The organism is Thioclava pacifica DSM 10166 (genome assembly GCF_000714535.1).
In the GTDB taxonomy this organism is placed as follows: Bacteria; Pseudomonadota; Alphaproteobacteria; order Rhodobacterales; family Rhodobacteraceae; genus Thioclava; species Thioclava pacifica.
Genome location: NZ_AUND01000042.1, coordinates 19,576 through 42,440, shown reverse-complemented (window position 1 = coordinate 42,440; position 22,865 = coordinate 19,576). Strand labels below are relative to the sequence as shown.

The window sequence follows — 22,865 nt, the reverse complement described above, 5'->3', positions numbered from 1 at the left end:
GTTGAACCGCATGATTTTGGGGCGGTGCGCCGCCCCATTTGATTGTGAGGAATTCAATGCGCCATCTCCTTTTGACCATCCCCCTGATTGTCGCTTCCCTCGCGACGAGCGCGCAGGGCAAGAACGCCAATATCGTTGTGCCGAAAGGGACCGTGGCCCTGCATTGCGAATTTCGCACGGGTTATCTGTCGAACAGCACGCCCGGAACGGTCGATATCTATCGGGAGCCCGGCGCGGACTGGCAGGTGATGGATCCCTTCCTCGCCTATTTCAAGAAGCCCCCACAACAGGTCGAGATCCTCGTCGACAATCCCAAGCGGACGACCTACGGCTGGACTGTGAAACGCGTAAGCTCTGACGCCAACAAATTCGCCACGCTTGTCAATTTCCGCCTGACCTTGATCAAAGCGACCCGACAGGCCTCGATCGCCGTGCAACCCGTTGGATTTCGGAGCGAAACCGCTTGGGGCCGGTGCCTGCCACTGCACACCTTCTGACTCTTCCGCGTAAATTGGGAAACTCCCACCGAAGGGGGCGCTGCCCCCGTCCTTCGGACTCCCCCGGGATATTTCGAGCAATTGGAAAACCGAAAAGGTTTCTTAACCTCGATCTGCCAAGGATGGATCTGCGGTACAGGCGGGGACGCCGATGACCGCGCAGTTGGAAAGCCCCGGCTTGCCCTCCCCTCTGAGGCTCGAGCCGGGCGTCTTTCGTTTCCAACTGCTTGAAATATCCCGGGGGAGCTGACCGCAAGTCAGCGGGGGCAGCGCCCCCTCCCCTTTCAGATCACAGCGCGCGCCAGCCGATATCGCGGCGGCAGAAGCCTTCCGGCCAATCGATCGCATCGACCATCGCATAGGCGCGGTCACGCGCCTCTTGGAGCGTCGCTCCGCGCGCGGTGATGTTCAGAACCCGCCCGCCGGTCGCAACGATCTGCCCATCCTTCGAGGAGGTGCCCGCATGGAAGACCATATGTGCGCTGTCATCGGGCAGCGCATCGAGCCCACGGATCGCCGAGCCCTTCTCGTAGGCGCCGGGATAACCTTTAGCCGCCATCACCACGGTCATCGCGTGATCGGGCGCCCATTGCGCCTGCACCTCGCCGAGATGCCCCTCGGCGCAGGCCAGAAGCAGGTCGAGCGCCTGTGCGCCCAGACGCAGCATCAGAACCTGGCACTCGGGATCGCCGAAGCGCACGTTATATTCCACCAGTCGCGGCTGGCCGTCCTTGATCATCAGCCCGGCATAGAGCACGCCCTGAAACGGCGTGCCGCGCTTCGCCATCTCGGCCACGGTCGGGCGCACGATCTCTTCGAGCGCTTTCGCTTCGATCTCGGCGCTCAGCACAGGGGCGGGGGAATAGGCGCCCATGCCGCCCGTGTTCGGCCCGGTATCGCCTTCGCCGACGCGCTTGTGATCCTGCGCACCGCCCACCGCGAGGATGTCCGTTCCGTCGCAGAGCACGAAGAGCGAGGCTTCCTCGCCCTCCATGAATTCCTCGATCACGACTTCCGCACCGGCCGCCCCGAAGGCGCCGCCGAAGATCTCCTCGATGCCCTCCAATGCCTCATCGAGCGTCATCGCCACGATCACGCCTTTGCCCGCCGCCAGACCATCGGCCTTCACCACGATCGGAGCGCCTTGCGCACGCACATAGTCCTTCGCGGCATCGGCCTCGGTGAAGCGCGCATAGGCCGCCGTGGGCGCGGCGCAGGCATCGCAGATCTCTTTCGTGAAGGCCTTGGAGGCCTCCAGCTTTGCTGCCTCAGCCGAGGGGCCGAAGGTCAGGATGTTCTGCGCCCGCAGCGCATCGGCCACGCCCGCCGCGAGCGGCGCTTCGGGCCCGATGACCACGAAATCCACCGCGTTGGCCTCGCAGATCTCCAGCACCGCCGCCGCGTCAGAGGGGTCGATATCGGCGCATTCGGCGATCTGCGCGATCCCGGCATTGCCCGGGGCGACAATTAGTCGGTCGCATTTCGGGTTTTGCTTGATCGCCCAGGCCAGCGCATGTTCGCGCCCGCCGCCGCCCAGAACCAGAATGTTCATCGCTCGCCCCCTTGGCCTTGCCGTTTGCGCCTTCTAAGCTGCGCTCCATTGCGAGGCAAGGTGGCGATGGACCTTCTGGAAGACGATAACGGCTCGAATGCGCATGATTACACGGTCTCCGAGATTTCGGGGGCGGTGAAGCGGGTGATCGAAGGCGAGTTCGGACGCGTGCGCGTGCGCGGCGAAGTCGGGCGTGTGTCGATGCCGCGCTCGGGGCATATGTATTTCGACCTCAAGGACGACCGCGCTGTAATCGCCGCCGTCAGCTGGAAAGGGCAGGTCGCACGGATGCAGGTCCGCCCCGAAGAGGGGATGGAGGTCATCGCAACCGGCCGGATGACGACCTTCCCCGGCCAGTCGAAATACCAGCTGATCGTGGATGAGGTCGAACCCGCTGGCGCAGGCGCGCTGATGGCGATGCTCGAAGCGCGGCGCAAGCAACTCGCGGCCGAAGGGCTGTTCGATGCCAGCCGCAAGCAGCCGCTCCCCTGGCTGCCCGAGGTGATCGGCGTCGTGACCTCGCCTTCGGGCGCGGTGATCCGCGACATCCTGCACAGGCTGCGCGACCGCTTTCCGCGCCGCGTGTTGATCTGGCCGGTGGCGGTGCAGGGCCAGGCCTGCGCCCCCGAGGTCGCCCGCGCGATCCGGGGCTTCAACGCGATGGAAAAAGGCGGGCCGATCCCGCGCCCCGACCTGATCATCGTCGCCCGTGGCGGGGGCTCGATCGAGGACCTCTGGGGCTTCAACGAGGAAGAGGTCGTGCGCGCAGCGGCCGAGAGCACGATCCCGCTGATCTCGGCCGTGGGCCACGAGACCGACACGACCCTGATCGACTATGCCTCGGACCGGCGCGCGCCCACGCCCACGGCGGCAGCCGAAATGGCGGTACCGGTGCGCGCCGAACTGGCGGCGTGGCTGTCGGAGGCGCAAACCCGGATGATGCGCGCCGCGCGCGGACGCATCGACCAGCGCAACCAGCGACTGCGCGATCTTGCGCGCGGACTGGGCCGTCCAGAGACGCTGACCCAACCGGCGCGCCAACGCTTCGACATGTGGTCGGAGCGGCTCGGGCCCGCATTGCGCACGCTGGTGCTGCGCAAGAACAGCCGTTTCGCCCCGCTCGCCGCGCAGATCTCGCCGAACCTGCTGCGTCGCTTCATCCGGGACCGCGCCCGCGAAATCGACGGCTTCGCCACCCGGCTCGCCCCGGCCCCCGCCACGCGTCTGCGCCGTGCGCGGCAAGAGTTCGAGCAACTCTCGAAACGGCTCGACAGCTCGCGCCAGCGCATGATCGGCGAGGCTGAGCGGCGCAATCGCGAGGGCGCTCAACGCCTCTCAGCGCTGAGCGAACGCCTCGCGCGTGCGCCGCGCACCCGGCTTGATGCGCTCGAAGACCAGCTCGACCGGCTCGACCGGATGCGCCAGACGCTGGGCTATACCGAAACGCTCAAGCGCGGCTATGCGGTTGTGCGCGGCCCCGACGGCGTCGTCACCAGCGAAAAAATGGCCGCGAAACAGCCCGGCCTCGAAATCGAATTCTCCGATGGCCGCCTCGCGGTGATCCCTGGCGGCGGCGGCACCGCGACGCCTCCCTCACGGGCGAAAGCCTCGAAGAAATCCGATCCGGGCCCGGATCAGGGCAGCCTGTTCTGAGCAGTCTCCAGTGCGGCACGCGACATCGCGGAAGCAGCGCAGCCGCGGGCCAACACCCCTTTGCAGCACTCAGCCCTTGCCGCGGATCTCGGGGAGCGCCGCGCTCACCAGCGGGTGCAAATCCTGCCCCGCGTGATGGGCAAGAAACGTGTCTCGCATCGCAGGTGCCCAATTGGCGTTGATGTGATCGGCGACCGCCTGCGCCTGATCGCCCGGCTGGCTCTCAAAGAACCGTGCGATCTGATTGGCCATGTGGGCAAGCTTGTCGGGGTTCATGCCGGGGCCTCCTCGGGTGCAGTGTAAAGGGCAAGCCCGCCATGGGCGCGCGCAATCAGCGTCAGCCCTGCCGCGCGGGCTTCGCTGACTGCCAGCGCGGTCGGGGCGGAAGGGCCAAGGATCACGGGAATGCCCACGGTCGCGGCTTTCTGAATCAGGTCGACCGAGAGGCGCGAGGTCATCACCAAAGCGCCGCTCGCTGCCGCGATCTTCTGCCGGATCAGCGCTCCGATCAGTTTGTCGAGCGCGTTGTGACGACCCACATCCTCACGGCACAGCATCAGGCCCTGGCCCGGACACCAGAAGGCCGCGGCATGGACCGCACGGGTTTCGTCCTGAAGTGGCTGGTGGCCCCGAAGCGCCGCGAGCGCCTCTTCTGCCTCTTCGGGTGCCAGGCTCCATCGCGGCGCGCGCACGGTCGGCAAGGGCCGACGCGCCTGTTCGAGCTGCTCGATCCCGCAGAGCCCACAGCCCACCGGCCCCATCGTGGCGCGACGGCGCTCGGCAAAACGCGCGCCTGCCGGGGCGGCGAGCCAGTTGCGGGCCTCGATCCCGGCTTCGGTCGTCTCGATCTCCTGACGGGTGATCTCGGCCGCGTCCGCGATCAGCCCCTCGGACAAGGCGAAGCCCAGCGCGAACTCTTCGAGATGGGCGGGGGTCGCCATCATGACCGCCTGCGTCACCCCGTCGAAGGACAGCGCGACCGGCACTTCCTCGGCCAGCCGCACCTCTGCCCCATCCGGCAATCGCCAGCCGCTCGCCGTCATTCGGCAGCCTCGACGCGGCGGGTCAGTTTCGTCTGCGCCTCATACAGTTCCTGCCAGTCCGACGGCCCGTTCGAGAGCGCCACCTGCACCGCCGTCACCTTGTATTCCGGACAGTTCGTCGCCCAGTCGGAATTGTCGGTGGTGACGACATTGGCCTGCGTGTCGGGATGATGGAAGGTCGTGTAGACCACGCCGGGCGAGACCCGGTCGGTGATCGTCGCGCGCAGGCTCGTCTCGCCCGAGCGCGAGGCCAGCCGCACCCAGTCGCCCTCGTTGATGCCGCGCTGCTCGGCGTCGTGGGGATGGATCTCCAGCAGGTCCTGATCATGCCAGACGGAATTCTCGGTCCGCCTTGTCTGCGCGCCCACGTTATATTGCGACAGGATCCGCCCCGTGGTCAGCAGCAGCGGGAAGCGCGGCCCGGTGCGCTCCTCGGTCGCGACATAGGCCGTGCGGATGAACCGCCCCTTGCCGCGCACGAACCCGTCTTCATGCATCACCGGAGAGCCTTGCGGATGGGTCTCGTTGCAAGGCCATTGCACCGAGCCTATGCGGTCGATCAGCTCATAGGTCACACCCGCGAAAGAGGGCGTGGTGCGGGCGATCTCGGCCATGATCTGCGAGGGGTGCGTGTAGCTCCACCCTGCGCCCAGCGCATTCGCCAGCGCCTGCGTCGCCTCCCAATCCGCGAGCCCGGCTTTCGGCGCCATGACCTTGCGCACCATGTTGATCCGGCGCTCGGCATTGGTGAAGGTCCCGTCCTTTTCGAGGAAGGTCGAACCCGGCAGGAACACATGGGCGTAGCGCGCGGTCTCGTTCAGGAACAGGTCATGCACGATCACGCAGTCCATCGCGGCGAGGCCCGCGGCGACGTGATGAGTGTCGGGGTCGGATTGCAGGATATCCTCGCCCTGAATGTAGATCGCCTTGAAATCCCCCGCCACGGCGGCGTCGAGCATGTTCGGGATTCGTAGCCCCGGCTCGGGGTCGAGCGTGGTGTGCCATTCGGTCTCGAAAACCGCCCGCGCGGCATCGTCGGAGACATGGCGATAGCCCGGCAGTTCGTGCGGGAACGAGCCCATGTCACACGAGCCCTGCACGTTGTTCTGGCCGCGCAGCGGGTTCACGCCCACGCCAGGCCGCCCGATATTGCCGGTCATCATCGCGAGATTGGCAATCGCGATCACGGTGGTGGAGCCCTGGCTATGCTCGGTCACGCCCAGCCCGTAATAGATCGCCCCGTTCGGTGCGGCTGCATAGGTGCGGGCCGCCTGGCGCAGGGTCTCGGCCGGAACACCGATCAGCGCTTCGACGGCTTCGGGCGAATGGGCGGGATCGGCGGCGAACTCGGCATAGTCCGACCATTCCTCCCAATCGCAGCGCTCGCGGATGAAAGCCTCGTCATAGAGCTTCTCGGTGACGATCACATGGGCCAGCGCGGTCAGCACCGCGACATTGGTGCCCGGGCGCAGCGGTAGGTGGATGCCCTCGCCCATATGCACGCTTTCCAGAAGGTCGATGCGGCGCGGGTCGATCACGATCAGACCCGCCCCCTGCCGCAGCCGCTTGCGCAGGCGCGAGCCGAAGACCGGGTGGCCATCGGTCGGGTTCGCCCCGATCACCACCGCGCAATCCACCTGCTCGACGCTGTCGAAATCCTGCGTGCCGGCCGAAGTGCCGAAGGTCTGCTTGAGCCCATAGCCGGTGGGCGAATGACACACGCGGGCGCAGGTGTCGGTGTTGTTCGTCCCCATCACCGCGCGGGCGAGTTTCTGCACGAGGAAGGTTTCCTCGTTCGTGCAGCGCGAGGAGGTGATGACGCCGACGCTGTCCTTGCCATGCTTGGCCTGCGCCGCCTTGATCCCCTTGGCCGCGAAATCGAGCGCCTCTTCCCACGAGACTTCGCGCCACGCATCGGTGATGCTCTCGCGGATCATCGGATGCAGGATGCGGTCGCCGTGGTTCGCATAACCCCAAGCGAAGCGGCCCTTCACGCAGGAATGGCCCCGGTTCGCCTTGCCATCCTTCCACGGCACCATGCGCACCAGCTGATCGCCGCGCATCTGCGCCTCGAAGGAACAGCCCACGCCGCAATAGGCACAGGTGGTGATGATGGCGCGCTCGGGCGTGCCAATCTCTTCGACGGTCTTTTCCTGCAAGGTCGCGGTCGGGCAGGCCTGCACGCAGGCGCCGCAGCTCACGCAATCGGAGTTCAAAAAATCGTCTGTTCCGGTCGAGATGCGCGCGTCGAAGCCGCGCCCGTCCACGGTCAGCGCGAAAGTGCCCTGCACCTCCTCGCAGGCCCGCACACAGCGCATACAGACGATGCATTTCGAGGGATCGTAGAAGAAATAGGGATTGGAATCGTCGCGCGGGATGTAGAGCGGATTGGGTCCCTCGGCCGCACGCGTCTCGACATGGTTCTGACCCGGCGCGTAGCGCACCTCGCGCAGGCCCACGGCCCCGGCCATGTCCTGCAATTCGCAATCGCCATTGGCCGCGCAGGTCAGGCAGTCGAGCGGGTGATCCGAGATATAAAGCTCCATCACCCCGCGCCGCAGACGCTGCAATTGCTCGGTCTGGGTCTTCACCACCATGCCGTCGCGCACGGGCGTCGTGCAGGAGGCGGGCGTGCCGCGCATCCCCTCGATCTCGACCACGCAAAGACGGCACGACCCATAGGCCTCGAGCATGTCGGTCGCGCAGAGCTTCGGCACGGTGATCCCGGCCTCGGCGGCCGCGCGCATCACGGAGGTGCCCTCGGGCACCGTCACGTCCATGCCGTCGATCACCAGCGTCACCGGCGCGCCCTTCTTCGCGGGCGTGCCCATATCGGAGAGTTTCGGCCCGTGAATGCCGTCGGGGATGATGAGATCCTTCATTCCGCAGCCTCCTGTGCGCGCGAAAATTCTTTCGGGAAGAGCCGGATCGCCGAGCGCACCGGGTAGGGCGTGAAGCCCCCCATCGCGCAAAGCGAGCCCTTCTCCATCACTTCGCAAAGCTCGTGCAGCAGCTCGATCGCCGCCGGGTCGCCCGCCGCCACCCGGTCGAGCGTCTCCATGCCACGCACCGCGCCGATCCGGCAGGGCGTGCATTTCCCGCAGCTCTCGATCGCGCAGAACTCCATCGCGTAACGGGCGAGCGCGAGCATGTCGGCGCTGTCGTCATGAACAACGAACCCGGCATGACCCACGAGGCCACCTTGCTCGGCGAAGGCTTCGTAGCAGACCGGCAGATCGAAATCGTCCGGCCCGTGATAGGCGCCGAGCGGCCCGCCCACCTGAACCGCCTTGAACGGTCGCCCCGAGGCGGTGCCGCCGCCGATCTCGTTGATCAGCGTGCCAAGCGACACCCCGAAGCCGGTCTCGAACAGCCCGCCATGTCTGACATTGCCCGCGATCTGGATCGGGATCGTCCCACGCGAGCGGCCAAGCCCGAACTCGGCATAGGCGGCGCCGCCATGGGTCAGGATCCACGGCACGGCGGCGAGCGACAGGACATTATTCACCACCGTCGGCATCCCGAACGCCCCTTCGAGCGCAGGCAGCGGCGGCTTGGCGCGGACCATGCCGCGCTTGCCTTCGAGCGAATTGAGAAGCGAGGTTTCCTCGCCGCAGATATAGGCGCCCGCGCCGACGCGCACCTCCAGATCGAAGCGCGGCCCCTGCCCCATCAGGCTGTCGCCGATGATCCCCGCCTCACGCGCCGCCCTGATCGCCGCGCCCATCGTGCGGATCGCATGGGGATATTCCGAGCGGATATAGATGAAGCCCTTGGTGGCCCCCACCGCGAGCCCGGCAATCGCCATGCCCTCGATCAGGCAGAACGGGTCGCCCTCCATCAGCATCCGGTCCGCGAAAGAGCCGCTATCGCCCTCATCCGCGTTGCAGACGATGTATTTCTGCGCGGCCTCGGCCCCCGCGACCGTCTTCCACTTGATACCCGTGGGGAAGCCTGCGCCGCCACGACCACGAAGGCCCGAGGCCGTAACCTCCTCGACGGTCTTCTCAGCCCCGAGATCCAGAGCGCGGCGGAGCCCCTGCCAGCCCTCACCCGCCTCGTAATCGGCCAGCGAGAGCGGATCGGTCCGCCCGCAGCGCGCGAAGGTCAGGCGGGTCTGTTGCGCGAAGAAGGGGATGTCCTCGACCGGACCGAGAGCTTTCGGATGTTCGTCCCCCTCGAACAGCGCGGGTACGTCCTCGGGCGCCATCGGGCCGAAGCCGTGGCGCAGGCCGTCGCGCTCGATCTCGACCAGCGGTTCCAGCCAGATCATCCCGCGCGTGCCGTTGCGGATGATCTCGACACTCTCGCCGCGCAGGCCCGCCGCCGAGGCAATCGCCGCCGCGACCTCATCGGCACCACAGGCGACCGAAGCCGCATCGCAGGGAACCCAGACTTTCATGCCGAGACCTCCGCGACCAGAGCCTCGATCCGCTCGGAACTCGCACGCCCCACAAGTCGGTCATCCACCATCGCCGCGGGCGCGCAGGCGCAAAGCCCGAGGCAATAGACCGCCTCAAGCGTCACATCGCCCTTCGTCTCGCCAAGTTTCATGCCCAAGGCGCGCTCCAGCCGCGCGATCATTTCGGCCCCGCCCATCGACTGGCAGGCCTCGGCGCGGCAGAGCTTGATGACATGCCTGCCCGCAGGCGCGTCGCGGAAATCGTGGTAGAAGGAGACGACGCCCGCGACCTCCGCCCGGCTCAGCCGCAAAGCATCGGCGATGGGCTGGTAGCAATCGGCGGGCACACAGCCGAATTCGGCCTGCACATCATGCAGGATCGGCAGCAGGGCGCCCTCGCGGCCTGCATGGGCGGCAAGGATCGCGTCCAGCCTGTCATCTTTCGTCATGTCGTCCTCCCTGCCCCGATACTGGGGCGAGCATGGCGCGGCTCGCAAGTCACGACTGGTTCAATCGCGAACAGGCGCGGGCAGGAACCGTCATCGCTGCGCTTGCGCGGGCGGGGGTGAGCCTCTACATCCCTTCCCATGAGCCTGATCCAACGCCTCCCCTTCGTCAAGAAAACGCCCTTCGTCGCGGTGATCCGCCTGCACGGCGCCATTGGCATTTCGCGCCCCGGCGCGCCGGGCCTGTCCGACGCCGCGATGGCTCCGATCATAGAGCGCGCCTTTGCGCGGGGCAAACCTGCGGCGGTGGCGCTGCTGATCAACTCGCCCGGCGGTTCGCCCGTGCAATCAGCGCTGATCGCGGGGCGCATCCGCAGGCTCGCGGACGAAAAGAACATTCCCGTCCACGCCTTCGTCGAGGACGTGGCCGCTTCGGGCGGTTACTGGCTGGCCTGCGCGGCCGATCAGATCTGGGCCGATCCGACCTCGGTGGTGGGCTCGATCGGGGTGATCTCGGCGGGCTTCGGGTTGGATCAGTTCATCGAGCGCTACGGCATTGAACGCCGCGTCCACACGGCGGGCGGCTCGAAAAGTTTCATGGACCCGTTCCGCCCCGAGAAGGAAGAAGACGTCGCGCGGCTGAAGAAGCTGCTCGAGGATATGCATGTCAGCTTCAAGGAGCATGTGCAGTCCCGGCGCGGCGCGAAACTGCCCGAGGATCGCGATCTCTTCACCGGCGATATCTGGACGGGCCGTCAGGCCCTGGCCGAAGAGACCGGACTGATCGACGGGATCGGCCATGCGGTGCCGAAACTGAAGGAGCTTTACGGCGAGAAGGTCCGTATCGTGCCCTACGCCCCGAAACGCTCCCTCTTCCGCCGCTTCGGCGCGCAGATGGGCGGCGAGCTGGGCGCGGCCACGGCCGCCGCGTTGATCGACACCGCCGAAGAGCGCGCGCTCTGGTCGCGCTACGGGCTGTAAGCGATGCTGATCAAGGGAATGACCCTCTTCCTCGTCGTCATGGCGGTGCTCGCCATGTTCGGCAAGCTGCGCCTCCCGGGGCGCAAGGGGCCGGCGCGCGTCAGCGAACGATGCCCTGACTGCGGCCGTCTCAAGATCGGGCGCGGCCCCTGCCCCTGCAAAACCGACAAGAACAAGACAGGGCGTCGCGGATGATCTGGGATTTCGGCGAGATTGCTGCGGGGCTTGTGCTGCTCGTCGTGGCTGGTGACCTGCTGGTCAAAGGGGCGGTGGCGCTGTCGCTCAGGCTTGGCATCCCGGCGCTGATCGTCGGCCTGACGGTCGTGGCCTTCGGCACCTCCGCGCCCGAGCTGATGGTCTCGGTCGCCGCCGTACTCGATCACGCACCGACCATCGCGCTCGGCAATGTCGTGGGCTCGAACATCGCCAACATCCTGCTCGTGCTCGGCCTACCCGCGATGATTTCCGCGATCCGTACCGACGAGCACGACACCCGCGAGAGCTTCGTGCTGATGATGGGGGCGACGGTGCTCTTCATCCTCGTCTGCTTCATGGGGCCGATCCGCTGGCCGCATGCGCTGCTGCTGCTCGCGGGGCTCGGCGTGATCCTGTTCCGCCAGATCCGCGACGCGCTGGCCCATCGCGCCAATCGCGATCCTGACGAGGAAATCGAAAGCGTCGATCCCAAGATGCCAACGTGGCGCGTCGCCCTGTTCATCGTGGCGGGGCTCGCGGGGCTGCCGCTGGGCGCCGACTGGCTGGTCGACGGCGCTTCGGATATCGCACGCACCTTCGGGGTCTCGGATACGGTGATCGGCCTGACGCTGGTGGCGCTTGGCACCTCGCTGCCGGAGCTTGCCACCTCGATCACCGCCGCCACCAAGGGCCGCGCCGATGTGGCGCTTGGCAATGTGGTCGGCTCCAACATCTTCAACCTGCTCTGCATCATCGGCGTGGCGGGCCTCTTTGGGCAGATCCCGGTGCCCGAGCAGATGCAGCGCTTCGACCTCTGGGTAATGCTGGGCGCCTCGATCCTGCTCGCGCCCTTCATCTTCGGCAATCGCGTGATCGGGCGCTGGATTGGCGTCGGCTTCACCTCGGCCTATCTGATCTACATGGTTCTGCTTTTCGTTGGAGGCCACGTATGAAACGAGCCCTCGTAACCGGTGGCGCGAAACGTCTGGGGCGTGCGATGGCGCTCTATCTCGCAGGGCGCGGGATCGACGTCGCGATCCATTATCACGGTTCGGACGAGGCCGCACAGGACACGGCCGCCGAGGCCCGCGCCCAAGGCGTGCGCGCCGAGATCGTGCAGGCCGATCTTCTGGACGAGGCGCAGATGTCCGGGCTGGTCGAACGTGCCGCGCAGGCCCTCGGCGGGCCGCTCGACCTGCTGGTCAACAACGCTTCGATCTTCGAATACGACACGATTCTCAGCGCCACCCGCGAAAGCTGGGACCGGCATTTCAACTCGAACCTGCGCGCGCCCTTCGTGCTGATCCAGCATTTCGCCCGGCAGGCACCCAAGGCGGATCGCTCGAAAGGCGAGCCGAAAGCGCAGGCGCTGGTTCTCAACATGCTCGATCAGCGGGTTCGCAAGCTGACGCCGGAGTTCATGACCTACACGCTGGCGAAGATGGGGCTCTGGACGCTGACCCAGACCGGCGCCCAGGCGCTCGCCCCCGATATCCGGGTGAACGCGATCGGGCCGGGGCCGACGTTACAAGGCGCGCGCCAGTCGGAAAGCCACTTCGCCCGTCAGCGCGCCGCGACCATCCTAGAGCGCGGCGCCGACCCCGAAGATATCTGCGCAGCACTTGGCTATTTCATGGATGCACCGGCCGTCACCGGGCAGTTGATCTGCGTCGATGGCGGGCAGCATCACGGCTGGAAAACCCCCGACGTTCTCGGCCCGGAATAAGCCTCTGGCGCTAACCCAACGGAAAGTTGTGCACCCCCGCAGGGACCGTAACAAACCCGTTACAAAAGTCTTAATCCTTTCAATGGCTTGCCAAATGTCGGGAAAAATACTTAACGAAAACAACGGGTTAAAACGTCGCTCAAAAAATAGGCAGATCGGTTAGTATCCTTTATATTAAGGCCCAAGCCCCCTGTCCCACATATTTGCCAACAGAGTTATCCCCAGATTTGGTGGACATGTTTCCTCTTGAACCCGAGCGGGTAAGATTGCAGCCAGAACCGAGAATCGAAGCCTGCTTATGAACGACCACCATCAGGGTAAGGAAATCCTCAGCGCGCCGCCGGCGACGCGCCCGCAGCACGGGCTGACCGGCCATGCGCTGATCGCGGATTACCTCAAGCGGCTCGATGGATCGCCCGGTGTTTATCGGATGCTGAACGCGAAGGGCGAGGTGCTTTACGTCGGCAAGGCGCGCAACCTTAAAGCGCGGGTGTCGAACTATGCGCGGCCCTCGGGCCACTCGGCGCGGATCGCGCGGATGATCTTCGAGACCGCCTCGATGATGTTCCTGACGACCCGGACAGAGACCGAGGCGCTGCTGCTCGAACAGAACCTGATCAAGCAGCTCAAGCCGCGCTACAACGTGCTCGCGCGCGACGACAAGAGCTTCCCCAATATCCTGATCGCGACCGACCATCCCTTCCCGATGATCAAGAAGCATCGCGGCGCGCGCAAAGAGAAGGGCCATTACTTCGGCCCCTTCGCGAGCGCCGGCGCGGTGAACCGCACGCTCAATCATCTCGAACGGGTCTTCCTGCTGCGCAACTGTTCCGACGCGATGTTCGACAGCCGCACCCGGCCCTGCCTGCAATACCAGATCAAACGCTGTTCGGGGCCTTGCGTCGGCAAGATCTCCGAAGCCGATTACGCCGAACTGGTCGAGGATGCGAAGCGCTTCCTGCAAGGCAAATCCACCACGATCCAGCGCGAACTGGCCGAGCAGATGCAAAAGGCCTCGGACGAGATGGAGTTCGAACGCGCAGCGGCCCTGCGCGACCGGATCAAGGCGCTGACCAATGTGCAGCAAAGCCAGGGTATCAACCCGCGCACTGTGCCCGAAGCCGATGTGATCGCGCTGCATCTCGAAGGCGGGCAGGCCTGCGTTCAGGTCTTCTTCATCCGCGCGAACCAGAGCTGGGGCAATCACGACTTTTATCCAAAGACTGGCTCCGGGGCCGAAGCGCCCGAGATCCTGCAGGCCTTCATCGCGCAGTTCTACACCAACCGCCCGCCGCCGAAGCTGCTGCTGCTCTCTCATCCCGTCGAGGACGAGGATCTGCTGGCCGAGTTCCTATCCGAACGCGCCGAGCGCAAGGTGGAGATCGCCGTGCCGCAGCGGGGCGAGAAGGCCGAACTGGTCGAAAACGCCGCGCGCAATGCCCGCGAGAGCCTTGGCCGCAAGATGTCCGAATCTGCGGCACAGGCGAAGCTGCTGGCGGGCGTGGCCGAGGCCTTCGGGCTGGAAAAGCCGCCCCAACGCATCGAGGTTTACGACAACTCGCATATCCAGGGCGCGCATGCCGTGGGTGGGATGATCGTGGCTGGCCCCGAGGGCTTCATCAAGAGCCAGTATCGCAAGTTCAACATCAAGAACACGGAGCTGACGCCGGGCGACGATTTCGGGATGATGAAAGAGGTGCTGACCCGCCGTTTCACGCGGCTTCTAAAGGAAGACCCCGAGCGCCTGACCGACGCCTGGCCCGATCTTCTTCTGATCGACGGCGGCGCAGGGCAGGTCTCGGCGGTGCGCGAGATCATGGACGAGATGGGCGTGAGCGACATCGCGATGGTGGGTGTCGCGAAAGGCGTGGATCGCGACCACGGCAAGGAAGAGTTCCACCGCACCGGGCAGCGCCCGATCGCGCTGCCGCGCCAATCGCCGGTCCTCTACTACATCCAGCGCCTGCGCGACGAGGCGCACCGCTGGGCCATCGGCACGCATCGCGCAAAGCGTGCCAAAGCGCAGATGGCAAACCCGCTGGATGAAATCCCCGGCATCGGGGCGGCGCGCAAACGTGCGCTGCTCGCGCATTTCGGCTCGGCCAAGGCAGTGAGCCGCGCGGCACCCATCGACCTGATGGAGGTCGACGGGATCTCCGAGGCGATGGCCGAGACGATCCACAATTTCTTCAACGAGAAGGGCTGAGATGACCGATCACAGCCGCCACCCCCGCGCGCTTACCCGCGTGGACGATCTGGAACGCGAGGGGCTGACCGCACCCGAGGCCCGCGCCGATCTGGAGCGCGTGGCCGAGGAATTCCGCATCCGCGTCACCCCCGAGATGCGCGGAGCGATGGCCGATCCCGCCGATCCGGTCGCCGCGCAATTCGTGCCGCAGGCGGCAGAGCTGATCACCCGCCCCGAAGAGCTGGAAGACCCGATCGGCGATGACGCGCATGCGCCCGTGCCGGGGCTGACCCATCGCTACCCCGACCGGGTCATTCTGCACATCACCAAGACCTGCGACGTCTATTGCCGCTTCTGCTTCCGCCGCGAGACGGTGGGCGAGACCGGGCCTTTGCCCGAGGATCAACTCACCGCAGCGCTCGACTACATCGCCGCGACCCCGGCCATTCGCGAGGCGATCCTGACCGGGGGCGATCCGCTAACGCTCTCCACGCGCAGACTGGCTACAGTGCTGGAACGCCTCTCGACGATCCCGCATCTCGACCAGATCCGGCTGCATACCCGCGTGCCGGTCGTCGCCCCCGAGCGGATCACCGAGACGCTTTGCGACATCCTTCGCGCGGCCCCCACCGCATGGATCGTGCTACACACCAACCACGCGCAGGAACTCACGCCCGCCGCCCGCGCCGCCATCGCGCGGCTGGTGGATCACGGCATCCCGATGCTCTCGCAAACGGTTCTGCTGCGCGGGATCAACGACAGCGCCGATGCGTTGGAAACCCTGTTCCGCGCCCTCACCAAGCTCCGCGTCAAACCGTACTACCTGCACCATTGCGACCTCGCGCGCGGCACCTCGCATTTCCGCACGACCATCGCGGAGGGCCGCGCCCTGATGGCCGAGCTGCGCCGCCGCTGCTCGGGCACGATGATCCCCGCCTACGTCCTCGACATCCCTGGCGGGCATGGCAAGGTGCCGATCACCGCAGACCATTTCACCCCTGCCGACACCCCCGGCCATTGGCGCGTCACCGACCGAAACGGCAGGACCCATGACTATCGCGACCCCGCGACCCGTTAACGCGCCCTCTTCCGCTTTTTGAACCGCGCCGCTAGGTTGCCTCACATGAGATGGACCCTTCCCAATATCCTGACCGTGCTCAGGCTCCTGGCTGCCCCCGGCGTGGCGGTCATGTTCCTCTATTTCTCGCGCCCCTGGGCCGATTGGTTCGCGCTGGCGCTGTTCATCGGCGCGGCGATCACGGATTGGTTCGACGGCTATCTCGCCCGCCTGTGGAAACAGGAGAGCAAGTTCGGTGCGATGCTTGACCCGATCGCCGACAAGGCGATGGTGGTGATCGCGCTGGTGGTGCTCACGGGCTATTCGGGAATGAACCCCTGGCTGATCCTGCCCGCCACCGTGATCCTGTTCCGCGAAGTGTTCGTCTCCGGGCTGCGTGAGTTTCTGGGTGCGGATGCCGGGCGGCTCCGGGTGACGAAGCTCGCGAAGTGGAAGACGACCGCGCAGATGGTCGCCATCGCCGTCTTGTTCCTGGGAACGGGGCTCGCCTATCTCGAACAGGGCCGCGCGCCGCGCGCAGGAGAAGGCGACATCCCGACGGGGGCGAGCCTCGCCGATATCGCGACCCATGTGGGGCTCGCGCTGATCTGGATCGCCGCCATCCTGACCGCAATCACCGGCTGGGACTATTTCCGCAAGGCCCTGCCCTATCTGAAGGAGCCGGGCCATGATTGACGTTCTCTACTTCGCATGGGTGCGCGAACGGATTGGCCTGCCGCGCGAAACGGTCGAGACGCAAGCCGCAACGGTTGCCGATCTGATCGAGGAGTTGAAGGCCCGCGAGCCGCGCTACGAGGCGGCCTTTGCCGATCTGTCTGCGTTGCGCGTGGCGCTCGATCAGGATCTGGCCGAGTTCGACGCACCGCTTGCGGGCGTGCGCGAGGTGGCCTTCTTCCCGCCGATGACGGGAGGCTGAGATGAAGATCTCGGTTCAGACCGAGCCCTTCGATCTGGGCACCGAGATGGCCGGTTTCGGCACCGGGCGCGAGGATGTGGGCGCGGTCGTCAGCTTCACCGGCATCGTGCGCGACGACACCGGTGCGATGGACGCGCTCGAGCTGGAGCATTACCCCGGCATGACCGAACGTGCGATCGCGAAAATCGTGGGAGAGGCGATCGAGCGCTGGAAACTGGCCGATGTCATCGTCATCCACCGCCACGGACGGCTCGGCGTGGGCGAGCAGATCATGATGGTCGCCACTGCAGCCCGCCACCGGGTCGCGGCCTTCGAGGCGGCCGAATTCCTGATGGATTACCTCAAATCCCGCGCGCCCTTCTGGAAGAAGGAACACGGGCCCGAGGGCACCTCCTGGGTCGCGGCGAAGGATGAGGACGAGGACGCCCTGAAGCGCTGGTAATCAGTCGCCCAGCTTGGCGTGGACTTCGTCCAGATCGACCTCTCCAATCGGCAGCTTGTTGTCCGGATCGTCGAAATCGTATTGGAACAGCTGGAAATCCTTCTTGTAGATTTCCCAGATCAGGTGGCGTGACAGGTCGTCGAAATAGTCGCTCACCTTGTGCGCGCGCTTCGGCCCGTGTCCCTCGGATTCGTTGAACCGCGGCACCTTGGCCAGATCGACCTTCACCGGCGTCTCGATATGGTCGAGCACCGACTGCATCCCCTCGTTGAATTTCTCGGTGAAGAAGATGTTGTCGTAGCGCCCACCGTTCACGATGAAGGTCGAGATATGACCCGACATGGCCGACCAGTGAATGTCCGGCTCCATCGGGCGACGCCAGCGGATCGTGTCGCGCGCGAACAGCAGAAAGCGGCGGAACGAGGCGATCTGGTCGAAGTCGAAATCATCCTCCGGCGAGCCGACCTCGATCCCGTATTTCTGGATCAGTTGCGGCACCAGATTGCCGCGATAGCGTTTGCCGTTTCGCTGGATACCCGCGATCTTGTCGAAGAAGCTCGACAGGATGCGTTGATAGGGATTGCGCACGCAGGTGAAGGCGTAGCTCTTATGCGCGCTGACATTCTCGGAGATCGGCTTCTGGCTTTCTTCCTGCGACCACTTGTGCAGGCCCGCCTTGGAATCGTGGATATCGCCATCGAAGAACCGGCCGTGATCGGAGTAGAACATGATCTGGCCGATCGAGGAGCAAGCACATTTGGGCACCACGCGATAGACGACGCTTTCGCTCTCGGTCATCCAGGTTCCGGGAAATCCCATTCGTCGTCCTCCAAGAGCGCCCTGATCAGGCTCGGGTAGCGCAGTCGTAATAAATATGCCCTAAAGAGCAAAGAAATCCTGTCTTTTCAACGTACATTGACGGTAACAAGACGGATAATCGCCACAAGAGCCGCCGCATCGTTTCCCTCATGGCCCGAATCGCCTTCATTCTGCTCACTCACAAAGATCCCGAAGGCATCATCGCCCAGGCCGAGCGGCTGACCGCGACGGGTGATTACGTGGCGATCCATTTCGACGCCCGCGCCAAACCCGCCCATTACGCGATGCTGCGCGAGGCGCTCGATGACAACCCGAACGTGACCTTTGCGAAGAAGCGTATCAAATGCGGATGGGGCGCGTGGAGCCTCGTCGCGGCCACGCTCGAAGCGGTAAAAGCTGCCGAAGAGGAGTTTCCCCGCGCCACCCATTTCTACATGCTCTCGGGCGATTGCATGCAGATCAAATCGGCCGAATATGCGCATCGCTTCCTCGATGCCGAGGATGTCGATTATATCGAGAGCTTCGACTTCCACAGCTCGGGCTGGATCAAGACCGGGATGAAGGAAGACCGGCTGATCTATCGCCACTGGTTCAACGAACGCACCCAGCCCAAGCGGTTCTATTTCACCTACGAGGTGCAAAAGCGCTTCAACCTCGCGCGCGAGGTGCCCTCGGATCTGCAAATGATGATCGGCTCGCAATGGTGGTGTCTGCGCCGACGTACGATCGAATGGGTACTCGATTTCATCAAGGACCGCCCCGATGTGATGCGCTTCTTCCGCACCACATGGATCCCGGACGAGACCTTCTTCCAGACCATCGTGCGTCATCTAGTGCCCGAAAACGAGATCCGCACCCGCACGCTGACCTTCCTGATGTTCACCGATTACGGGATGCCGGCGAATTTCTATAACGACCATTACGACCTTCTGCTGTCGCAGGACTATCTTTTCGCGCGCAAGATCAGCCCCGAGGCGACCGAGTTGAAGGCCCGCCTGGGGGCGCTCTGGCAGGAGGAGGGCAAGGACTTCGCGATCTCGAACGAGGGGCGCGAGCTGCATCGGTTCCTCACCGCGCGCGGACGGATCGGGCGCCGCTTTGCCCCGCGCTTCTGGGAGGCGGAGGCGACGCTTGGCCGCGAGCGCACGCTGATCCTCGTGATCTGCAAGAAGTGGCATGTCGCCAAACGCCTGCTGGCCGAGCTGCGCAAACGCAGCCATGTCCCTGCGCTGGACTATGTCTTCAACGAAATGGGCCCGCTGCCCGATCTCGGCGGAATCGAGACGAGTCAGGAAAAACGCAATCGCCACCGCCGGGCGCTGATGCGGATGCTCTTCGACTATCACAAGGCCGACCGGATGGTGCTTTGCGTCGATCCCGCATCGCTGCCGGTGATCAAGGATTTCGTCTCGGATCGCTGCCAGACCCGGTTGCTCGAAATCGAATGCCACTTCTCGGATGACTATCTCACAGGCCATGCGCAGCGCGTCGGGCTTGCGGGCGAGAACACGCCGCCCCATGTGCTCGAGAAGATCCTGCCCACGATCCGCGCCGATCTCGCCCATGAGTCCGAACAGATCCGCGATGCCGAGTTCGAGAATTACGCGCTCCTGCGCGAGGGCGGCGATCTCGAGGACAACGCCCGCGCGCTGGCCCATGCGCTCGACATCCCCTCGGATATGGCGCAGGAATTGGCCGAGCTCGATTACATCTTCCGCGACTGAGGAGACCCGCCATGCCCTATCAATATGACGACCAGAACATCTTCGCGAAAATCCTGCGCGGCGAGATCCCGAACCAGACCGTTCTCGAGACCGAGCACACGCTGGCCTTCCGTGACATCGCGCCCAAAGCGCCCGAGCATATCCTGGTGATCCCGAAAGGGCCCTACGTCGCGCTCGATCATTTCTGCGCCGAGGCGAGCGATGCCGAGATCGTCGATTTCCACCGCGCCGTGGCCGAGATCTGCAAGATGATCGGCGCGGGTCCGGGCGATGGCGGCGATGGCTTCCGCGGCATCACCAATGCAGGCGAGAACGGCGTGCAGGAAGTGCCGCATTACCACCTGCATATCCTCGCAGGGCGCCCGCTCGGGCCGATGCTGCTGATGCGCTAAGGCTCCTCGGCGCGCCCTGATGCGGGCGCGCCCGACCTAGGCTCAGATGAGGCCCTGGCCCGCGAAGATCGCCTTCACATCCACCTCGGGACGTGCGCCGTAATGGCCGATCACTTCGGCCGCCGCAGCACAACCCATCCGACCCGCCGTCGTGAGGCTCTGCCCCGTCGCGTAGCCATAGAGGAACCCGGCCGCGAACTGATCGCCCGCCCCCGTCGCATCCACCGGCACCACGCGCTTGACCGGCACGCTCACCCGCTCCTCGCCGCGGATAAGCACCACGTCATCGCCCGAACGCGTACAGACCACCATCTCGCACTCCTCGGCCGCCTGTTTCAGCGCCGACTCCAGATCGGTCTGATAGAGCGATTCCCATTCGTGCTGGTTGCCGATCACGTAATCCATCTGGTCGCGCACCAGACGCCGGAAATCGGCGCGGTGACGATCGACGCAGAACGGGTCCGACAGCGCGATCCCGGCCTTGCCGCCGCCCCGGTGACAACCCTGCGCGGCCTTCAGGAACGCGGCCTTGCCGTGGTCCTTGTCGAACAGATAGCCCTCGAGGAACAGCACCTGCGTATTCTCGACCACATCGAGGCTCACATCCTCGGTCGAGACCTCCGCCGAGATCCCCAGATAGGTATTCATCGACCGCTCGCCATCCGGCGTGACGAAGATCATCGAACGCGAGGTCGGCAGCTCGCCCGCCTTCACCGGCGGGTTCGGGAAATCCGTGCCCTCGCCATGCAGCGCGGCCTCGTAGAACCGCCCCAGCGTATCGTCGCGCACCCGCCCGATGAAGGCGGTCGTCAGCCCCAGATTGCCCAGCCCCGCGATCGTATTGCCGACCGAGCCGCCCGGCGCCTGCGTGCGCTCTTTCATCGCGCCGTAAAGCGTCTCGCCGCGCTCGCGTTCGATCAGCTGCATGATGCCTTTCTCGATGCCCATATGCTCAAGAAAGCTGTCATCGCATTGCGCGATCACGTCCACGACGGCATTGCCGATGCCGACGACCTGATACTGTTTCAAAGGGTTTTCTCCTCAAACTGGCACAGGTCCCGGATCGGGCAGGCCTGACATTTGGGTTTGCGCGCCACGCAGATGTAACGGCCGTGCAGGATCAGCCAGTGATGCGCGTGGCGCTGGTATTCGACGGGGACGTTGTCTTCGATGGCACGCTCGACGGCATCGACATCCTTGCCCGGACAGATGCCAGTGCGATTGCCGACGCGGAAGATATGCGTGTCGACCGCCTGCGCGGGATGGCCGAACCACATGTTGAGCACCACGTTGGCGGTCTTGCGCCCCACGCCCGGAAGCGATTGCAGCGCCGCGCGCGAGGACGGCACCTCGCCATTGTATTGATCGACGAGGATCTGGCTGAGCTTGATGACGTTCTTCGCCTTCTGCCGGAACAGCCCGATCGTCTTGATATGCTCGGTCACGCCCTCGAGGCCCAGCTCCAGCATCTTCTCGGGACTGTCGGCCACGGCGAACAGCCCGCGCGTGGCCTTGTTCACCCCCGCATCGGTCGCCTGCGCTGACAGCGCGACGGCGACGACCAGCGTATAGGCGTTGACGTGCTCGAGCTCTCCCTTGGGGTGGGGCTCGGAGGCTTCGAACCGGGCGAAGACCTCTTTCATCGTGGCGTAATCGAACTGCTTGACCATGCGCTCTTTTGCCCCTCGCGCACGCGGAGGGCAAGAGCGGCCCACCGTCACGGCGGAATTGGTGAAAATTGACGGCAATTGGTCGGGGTCGAATTAACCGCCTCTTTGCCTAGCCCGCGCGAAAGTGACGGCGATGGAAAAAGGGATGGGCGCAATGGAATTCGGTTACCCGCCGGGCAGTCTTCAACATGACTGGGTCCGCAATTGCTGGCGGCTGGCGCCGGATTTCGACCATGACATGGATCTGTGGCGCATCGTCGCCGGGCCGCCGGGCAGCACACAGGTCCGGCTGATCGACCCGGCGGGCCGCGAGATCGCGCAAGGCGCCTTGGGTGCAGACCTGCCGGTGATCCTCGATGGCCCCGAACATGTAATCCGCCTCGACCGGATCGAAATCGGCGGGGAACTGATGCTCTTCATCCCGTCAGATTGGCTCGAACCCGGCCATGGCTATCCCGTCGCGCAGCCCGACTGGGCCGCCGGGCGCGAGGCCAGCCCGGACGAAGCCGCCGCGATTCCTGGCCTCGGCGCGGGCACGATGGTCGCCACCGAGGCCGGTCCCCAGCCGGTCGACTGGCTGCGCTCCGGCGACAGGGTTCTGACCCGCGATCACGGTTATCAGCCGCTGCTCTGGCTGGGCCAGCATGTCCTGCCCGTGGACGCGCCCGAAATCTGTCGCCCACGCCGGATCGCGATGGACGCCTTTGGAGCGACGCAACCCGATCAGGCCCTGCTGGTGAGCCCGACAACCGGGCTTCTGCTGGCCAGTGCCCAGCTTGATCTGTGGTTCGGTGCGTCGGAAATGCTCGCCCCCGCCCGCATGCTGACGCCTGCCGCTCCGGCGGACCGCCATGTGCTCTATTCGCTCCTGTTCGATGCGCCGGAGGTCATCTCCGCAGGCGGGCTCTGGCTCGGCTCGGTCCATGCTGATCGCGCCTATCTCTCGCTCCTGCCGCCCGAGATCCGCACCGATCTGGGCCCGCAACTCGGCGCGTTGCATCGTCAGGCCGCGCGCAGCTGGCTCGCCCCCTGGGAACTGGAGGCGATCTTGCACCTCAATGATGACAAGTGCGTCGGGCTTGCCGCCTAGATGCGCAGCTTTCGGGTCGCGAAAAGCCACTCACCGGCCTAGGATCGGGTC

The 22,865-nt window shown here is 65.2% G+C and carries 23 protein-coding genes; 14 read left to right on the top strand and 9 right to left on the bottom strand.

What is annotated here, in order from left to right:
* The first annotated feature begins 56 nt into the window (after positions 1-56).
* The gene (locus TP2_RS17435; protein ID WP_038080142.1) at positions 57-497 is read left to right on the top strand and encodes a hypothetical protein; all 441 of its coding nucleotides are present in this window, start codon (positions 57-59) and stop codon (positions 495-497) included.
* 289 nt (positions 498-786) lie between these two features.
* Here TP2_RS17435 and purD read toward each other — a convergent pair whose 3' ends face one another.
* Entirely contained in the window at positions 787-2,049 is a 1,263-nt protein-coding gene (gene purD / locus TP2_RS17430; protein ID WP_038080139.1) for a phosphoribosylamine--glycine ligase, read from the bottom strand.
* A gap of 66 nt (positions 2,050-2,115) precedes the next feature.
* Between purD and xseA the strand changes: the two genes are divergently transcribed.
* Positions 2,116-3,702 carry an exodeoxyribonuclease VII large subunit gene (gene xseA / locus TP2_RS17425; protein WP_038080137.1) on the top strand — a complete coding sequence of 529 codons (1,587 nt, stop codon included), beginning with the start codon at positions 2,116-2,118 and terminating at the stop codon, positions 3,700-3,702.
* Positions 3,703-3,771: 69 nt separating this feature from the next.
* Here the strand turns inward: xseA and TP2_RS17420 are convergent, their stop codons facing one another.
* The 5 genes from TP2_RS17420 to TP2_RS17400 are packed head-to-tail and all read right to left on the bottom strand — an operon-like array spanning position 3,772 to position 9,596.
* On the bottom strand, positions 3,772-3,978 hold the full coding sequence (locus TP2_RS17420) for a formate dehydrogenase subunit delta (protein WP_038080134.1): 207 nt from the start codon (positions 3,976-3,978) through the stop codon (positions 3,772-3,774).
* Positions 3,975-4,745, bottom strand: a complete 771-nt coding sequence (fdhD, locus tag TP2_RS17415) for a formate dehydrogenase accessory sulfurtransferase FdhD (RefSeq protein WP_038080131.1) — start codon at positions 4,743-4,745, stop codon at positions 3,975-3,977. The genes TP2_RS17420 and fdhD overlap by 4 nt, the downstream gene beginning before the upstream one ends.
* On the bottom strand, positions 4,742-7,627 hold the full coding sequence (gene fdhF, locus TP2_RS17410) for a formate dehydrogenase subunit alpha (RefSeq protein ID WP_038080128.1): 2,886 nt from the start codon (positions 7,625-7,627) through the stop codon (positions 4,742-4,744). Before fdhF ends, fdhD begins: the two co-directional genes overlap by 4 nt.
* Entirely contained in the window at positions 7,624-9,147 is a 1,524-nt protein-coding gene (locus TP2_RS17405; protein ID WP_038080125.1) for a formate dehydrogenase beta subunit, read from the bottom strand. The genes fdhF and TP2_RS17405 overlap by 4 nt, the downstream gene beginning before the upstream one ends.
* A complete protein-coding gene (locus tag TP2_RS17400; protein WP_038080122.1) occupies positions 9,144-9,596 on the bottom strand; it encodes a formate dehydrogenase subunit gamma in 453 nt (150 codons plus the stop codon). The genes TP2_RS17405 and TP2_RS17400 overlap by 4 nt, the downstream gene beginning before the upstream one ends.
* A gap of 138 nt (positions 9,597-9,734) precedes the next feature.
* Here TP2_RS17400 and TP2_RS17395 point away from each other — a divergent pair, with 138 nt between their 5' ends.
* The 9 genes from TP2_RS17395 (at position 9,735) to TP2_RS17355 (ending at position 17,119) form a co-directional block, all read left to right on the top strand.
* A complete protein-coding gene (locus TP2_RS17395; protein ID WP_038080120.1) occupies positions 9,735-10,574 on the top strand; it encodes a S49 family peptidase in 840 nt (279 codons plus the stop codon).
* Positions 10,575-10,577: 3 nt separating this feature from the next.
* Positions 10,578-10,769, top strand: a complete 192-nt coding sequence (locus TP2_RS18780; protein ID WP_038080118.1) for a hypothetical protein — start codon at positions 10,578-10,580, stop codon at positions 10,767-10,769.
* A complete protein-coding gene (locus tag TP2_RS17385; protein WP_038080116.1) occupies positions 10,766-11,722 on the top strand; it encodes a calcium/sodium antiporter in 957 nt (318 codons plus the stop codon). The genes TP2_RS18780 and TP2_RS17385 overlap by 4 nt, the downstream gene beginning before the upstream one ends.
* Positions 11,719-12,495: an SDR family oxidoreductase gene (locus TP2_RS17380; RefSeq protein WP_038080115.1), complete on the top strand. Its 777-nt coding sequence runs from the start codon at positions 11,719-11,721 to the stop codon at positions 12,493-12,495. Before TP2_RS17385 ends, TP2_RS17380 begins: the two co-directional genes overlap by 4 nt.
* Positions 12,496-12,793: 298 nt before the next feature.
* The gene (uvrC, locus tag TP2_RS17375) at positions 12,794-14,701 is read left to right on the top strand and encodes an excinuclease ABC subunit UvrC (RefSeq protein ID WP_084714467.1); all 1,908 of its coding nucleotides are present in this window, start codon (positions 12,794-12,796) and stop codon (positions 14,699-14,701) included.
* A 1-nt stretch (position 14,702) separates the two neighbouring features.
* Positions 14,703-15,761, top strand: a complete 1,059-nt coding sequence (locus TP2_RS17370) for a lysine-2,3-aminomutase-like protein (protein ID WP_038080113.1) — start codon at positions 14,703-14,705, stop codon at positions 15,759-15,761.
* Between the two features lie 45 nt (positions 15,762-15,806).
* The gene (gene pgsA, locus TP2_RS17365; protein WP_038080112.1) at positions 15,807-16,436 is read left to right on the top strand and encodes a CDP-diacylglycerol--glycerol-3-phosphate 3-phosphatidyltransferase; all 630 of its coding nucleotides are present in this window, start codon (positions 15,807-15,809) and stop codon (positions 16,434-16,436) included.
* Positions 16,429-16,677 carry a molybdopterin converting factor subunit 1 gene (gene moaD / locus TP2_RS17360; RefSeq protein ID WP_038080111.1) on the top strand — a complete coding sequence of 83 codons (249 nt, stop codon included), beginning with the start codon at positions 16,429-16,431 and terminating at the stop codon, positions 16,675-16,677. The genes pgsA and moaD overlap by 8 nt, the downstream gene beginning before the upstream one ends.
* Position 16,678: 1 nt before the next feature.
* Positions 16,679-17,119, top strand: coding sequence for a molybdenum cofactor biosynthesis protein MoaE (locus tag TP2_RS17355; RefSeq protein WP_038080109.1), 441 nt, complete (start codon positions 16,679-16,681; stop codon positions 17,117-17,119).
* Here TP2_RS17355 and TP2_RS17350 read toward each other — a convergent pair whose 3' ends face one another.
* A complete protein-coding gene (locus TP2_RS17350) occupies positions 17,120-17,938 on the bottom strand; it encodes a sulfotransferase family protein (protein ID WP_038080105.1) in 819 nt (272 codons plus the stop codon).
* Positions 17,939-18,087: 149 nt separating this feature from the next.
* On the opposite strand from TP2_RS17350, the gene TP2_RS17345 reads away from it, so the two are divergent.
* Together TP2_RS17345 and TP2_RS17340 are read left to right on the top strand one after the other, a co-directional pair.
* Entirely contained in the window at positions 18,088-19,662 is a 1,575-nt protein-coding gene (locus TP2_RS17345) for a DUF5928 domain-containing protein (RefSeq protein WP_038080103.1), read from the top strand.
* Between the two features lie 11 nt (positions 19,663-19,673).
* A complete protein-coding gene (locus TP2_RS17340) occupies positions 19,674-20,054 on the top strand; it encodes an HIT domain-containing protein (protein ID WP_038080101.1) in 381 nt (126 codons plus the stop codon).
* Positions 20,055-20,096: 42 nt separating this feature from the next.
* Here the strand turns inward: TP2_RS17340 and TP2_RS17335 are convergent, their stop codons facing one another.
* Both TP2_RS17335 and nth read right to left on the bottom strand, forming a co-directional pair.
* Positions 20,097-21,083, bottom strand: a complete 987-nt coding sequence (locus TP2_RS17335) for an adenosine kinase (RefSeq protein WP_038080098.1) — start codon at positions 21,081-21,083, stop codon at positions 20,097-20,099.
* On the bottom strand, positions 21,080-21,724 hold the full coding sequence (gene nth / locus TP2_RS17330; protein ID WP_038080096.1) for an endonuclease III: 645 nt from the start codon (positions 21,722-21,724) through the stop codon (positions 21,080-21,082). The genes TP2_RS17335 and nth overlap by 4 nt, the downstream gene beginning before the upstream one ends.
* A 154-nt stretch (positions 21,725-21,878) precedes the next feature.
* On the opposite strand from nth, the gene TP2_RS18145 reads away from it, so the two are divergent.
* Entirely contained in the window at positions 21,879-22,814 is a 936-nt protein-coding gene (locus TP2_RS18145; RefSeq protein WP_051692829.1) for a Hint domain-containing protein, read from the top strand.
* Positions 22,815-22,865: the final 51 nt, after the last annotated feature.

Bases quoted from the DNA above. Each gene is read 5' to 3' on its own strand.
- TP2_RS17340 (WP_038080101.1), top strand. From the start codon at position 19,674: ATGCCCTATCAATATGACGACCAGAACATCTTCGCGAAAATCCTGCGC.
- purD (WP_038080139.1), bottom strand. From the start codon at position 2,049: ATGAACATTCTGGTTCTGGGCGGCGGCGGGCGCGAACATGCGCTGGCC.
- TP2_RS17345 (WP_038080103.1), top strand. From the start codon at position 18,088: ATGGCCCGAATCGCCTTCATTCTGCTCACTCACAAAGATCCCGAAGGC.
- TP2_RS17400 (WP_038080122.1), bottom strand. From the start codon at position 9,596: ATGACGAAAGATGACAGGCTGGACGCGATCCTTGCCGCCCATGCAGGC.
- TP2_RS18780 (WP_038080118.1), top strand. From the start codon at position 10,578: ATGCTGATCAAGGGAATGACCCTCTTCCTCGTCGTCATGGCGGTGCTC.
- uvrC (WP_084714467.1), top strand. From the start codon at position 12,794: ATGAACGACCACCATCAGGGTAAGGAAATCCTCAGCGCGCCGCCGGCG.
- TP2_RS17405 (WP_038080125.1), bottom strand. From the start codon at position 9,147: ATGAAAGTCTGGGTTCCCTGCGATGCGGCTTCGGTCGCCTGTGGTGCC.
- TP2_RS17355 (WP_038080109.1), top strand. From the start codon at position 16,679: ATGAAGATCTCGGTTCAGACCGAGCCCTTCGATCTGGGCACCGAGATG.
- TP2_RS18145 (WP_051692829.1), top strand. From the start codon at position 21,879: ATGGAATTCGGTTACCCGCCGGGCAGTCTTCAACATGACTGGGTCCGC.
- nth (WP_038080096.1), bottom strand. From the start codon at position 21,724: ATGGTCAAGCAGTTCGATTACGCCACGATGAAAGAGGTCTTCGCCCGG.
- xseA (WP_038080137.1), top strand. From the start codon at position 2,116: ATGGACCTTCTGGAAGACGATAACGGCTCGAATGCGCATGATTACACG.
- fdhF (WP_038080128.1), bottom strand. From the start codon at position 7,627: ATGAAGGATCTCATCATCCCCGACGGCATTCACGGGCCGAAACTCTCC.
- TP2_RS17420 (WP_038080134.1), bottom strand. From the start codon at position 3,978: ATGAACCCCGACAAGCTTGCCCACATGGCCAATCAGATCGCACGGTTC.
- TP2_RS17435 (WP_038080142.1), top strand. From the start codon at position 57: ATGCGCCATCTCCTTTTGACCATCCCCCTGATTGTCGCTTCCCTCGCG.
- fdhD (WP_038080131.1), bottom strand. From the start codon at position 4,745: ATGACGGCGAGCGGCTGGCGATTGCCGGATGGGGCAGAGGTGCGGCTG.
- TP2_RS17350 (WP_038080105.1), bottom strand. From the start codon at position 17,938: ATGGGATTTCCCGGAACCTGGATGACCGAGAGCGAAAGCGTCGTCTAT.
- TP2_RS17385 (WP_038080116.1), top strand. From the start codon at position 10,766: ATGATCTGGGATTTCGGCGAGATTGCTGCGGGGCTTGTGCTGCTCGTC.
- pgsA (WP_038080112.1), top strand. From the start codon at position 15,807: ATGAGATGGACCCTTCCCAATATCCTGACCGTGCTCAGGCTCCTGGCT.
- TP2_RS17370 (WP_038080113.1), top strand. From the start codon at position 14,703: ATGACCGATCACAGCCGCCACCCCCGCGCGCTTACCCGCGTGGACGAT.
- moaD (WP_038080111.1), top strand. From the start codon at position 16,429: ATGATTGACGTTCTCTACTTCGCATGGGTGCGCGAACGGATTGGCCTG.
- TP2_RS17380 (WP_038080115.1), top strand. From the start codon at position 11,719: ATGAAACGAGCCCTCGTAACCGGTGGCGCGAAACGTCTGGGGCGTGCG.
- TP2_RS17395 (WP_038080120.1), top strand. From the start codon at position 9,735: ATGAGCCTGATCCAACGCCTCCCCTTCGTCAAGAAAACGCCCTTCGTC.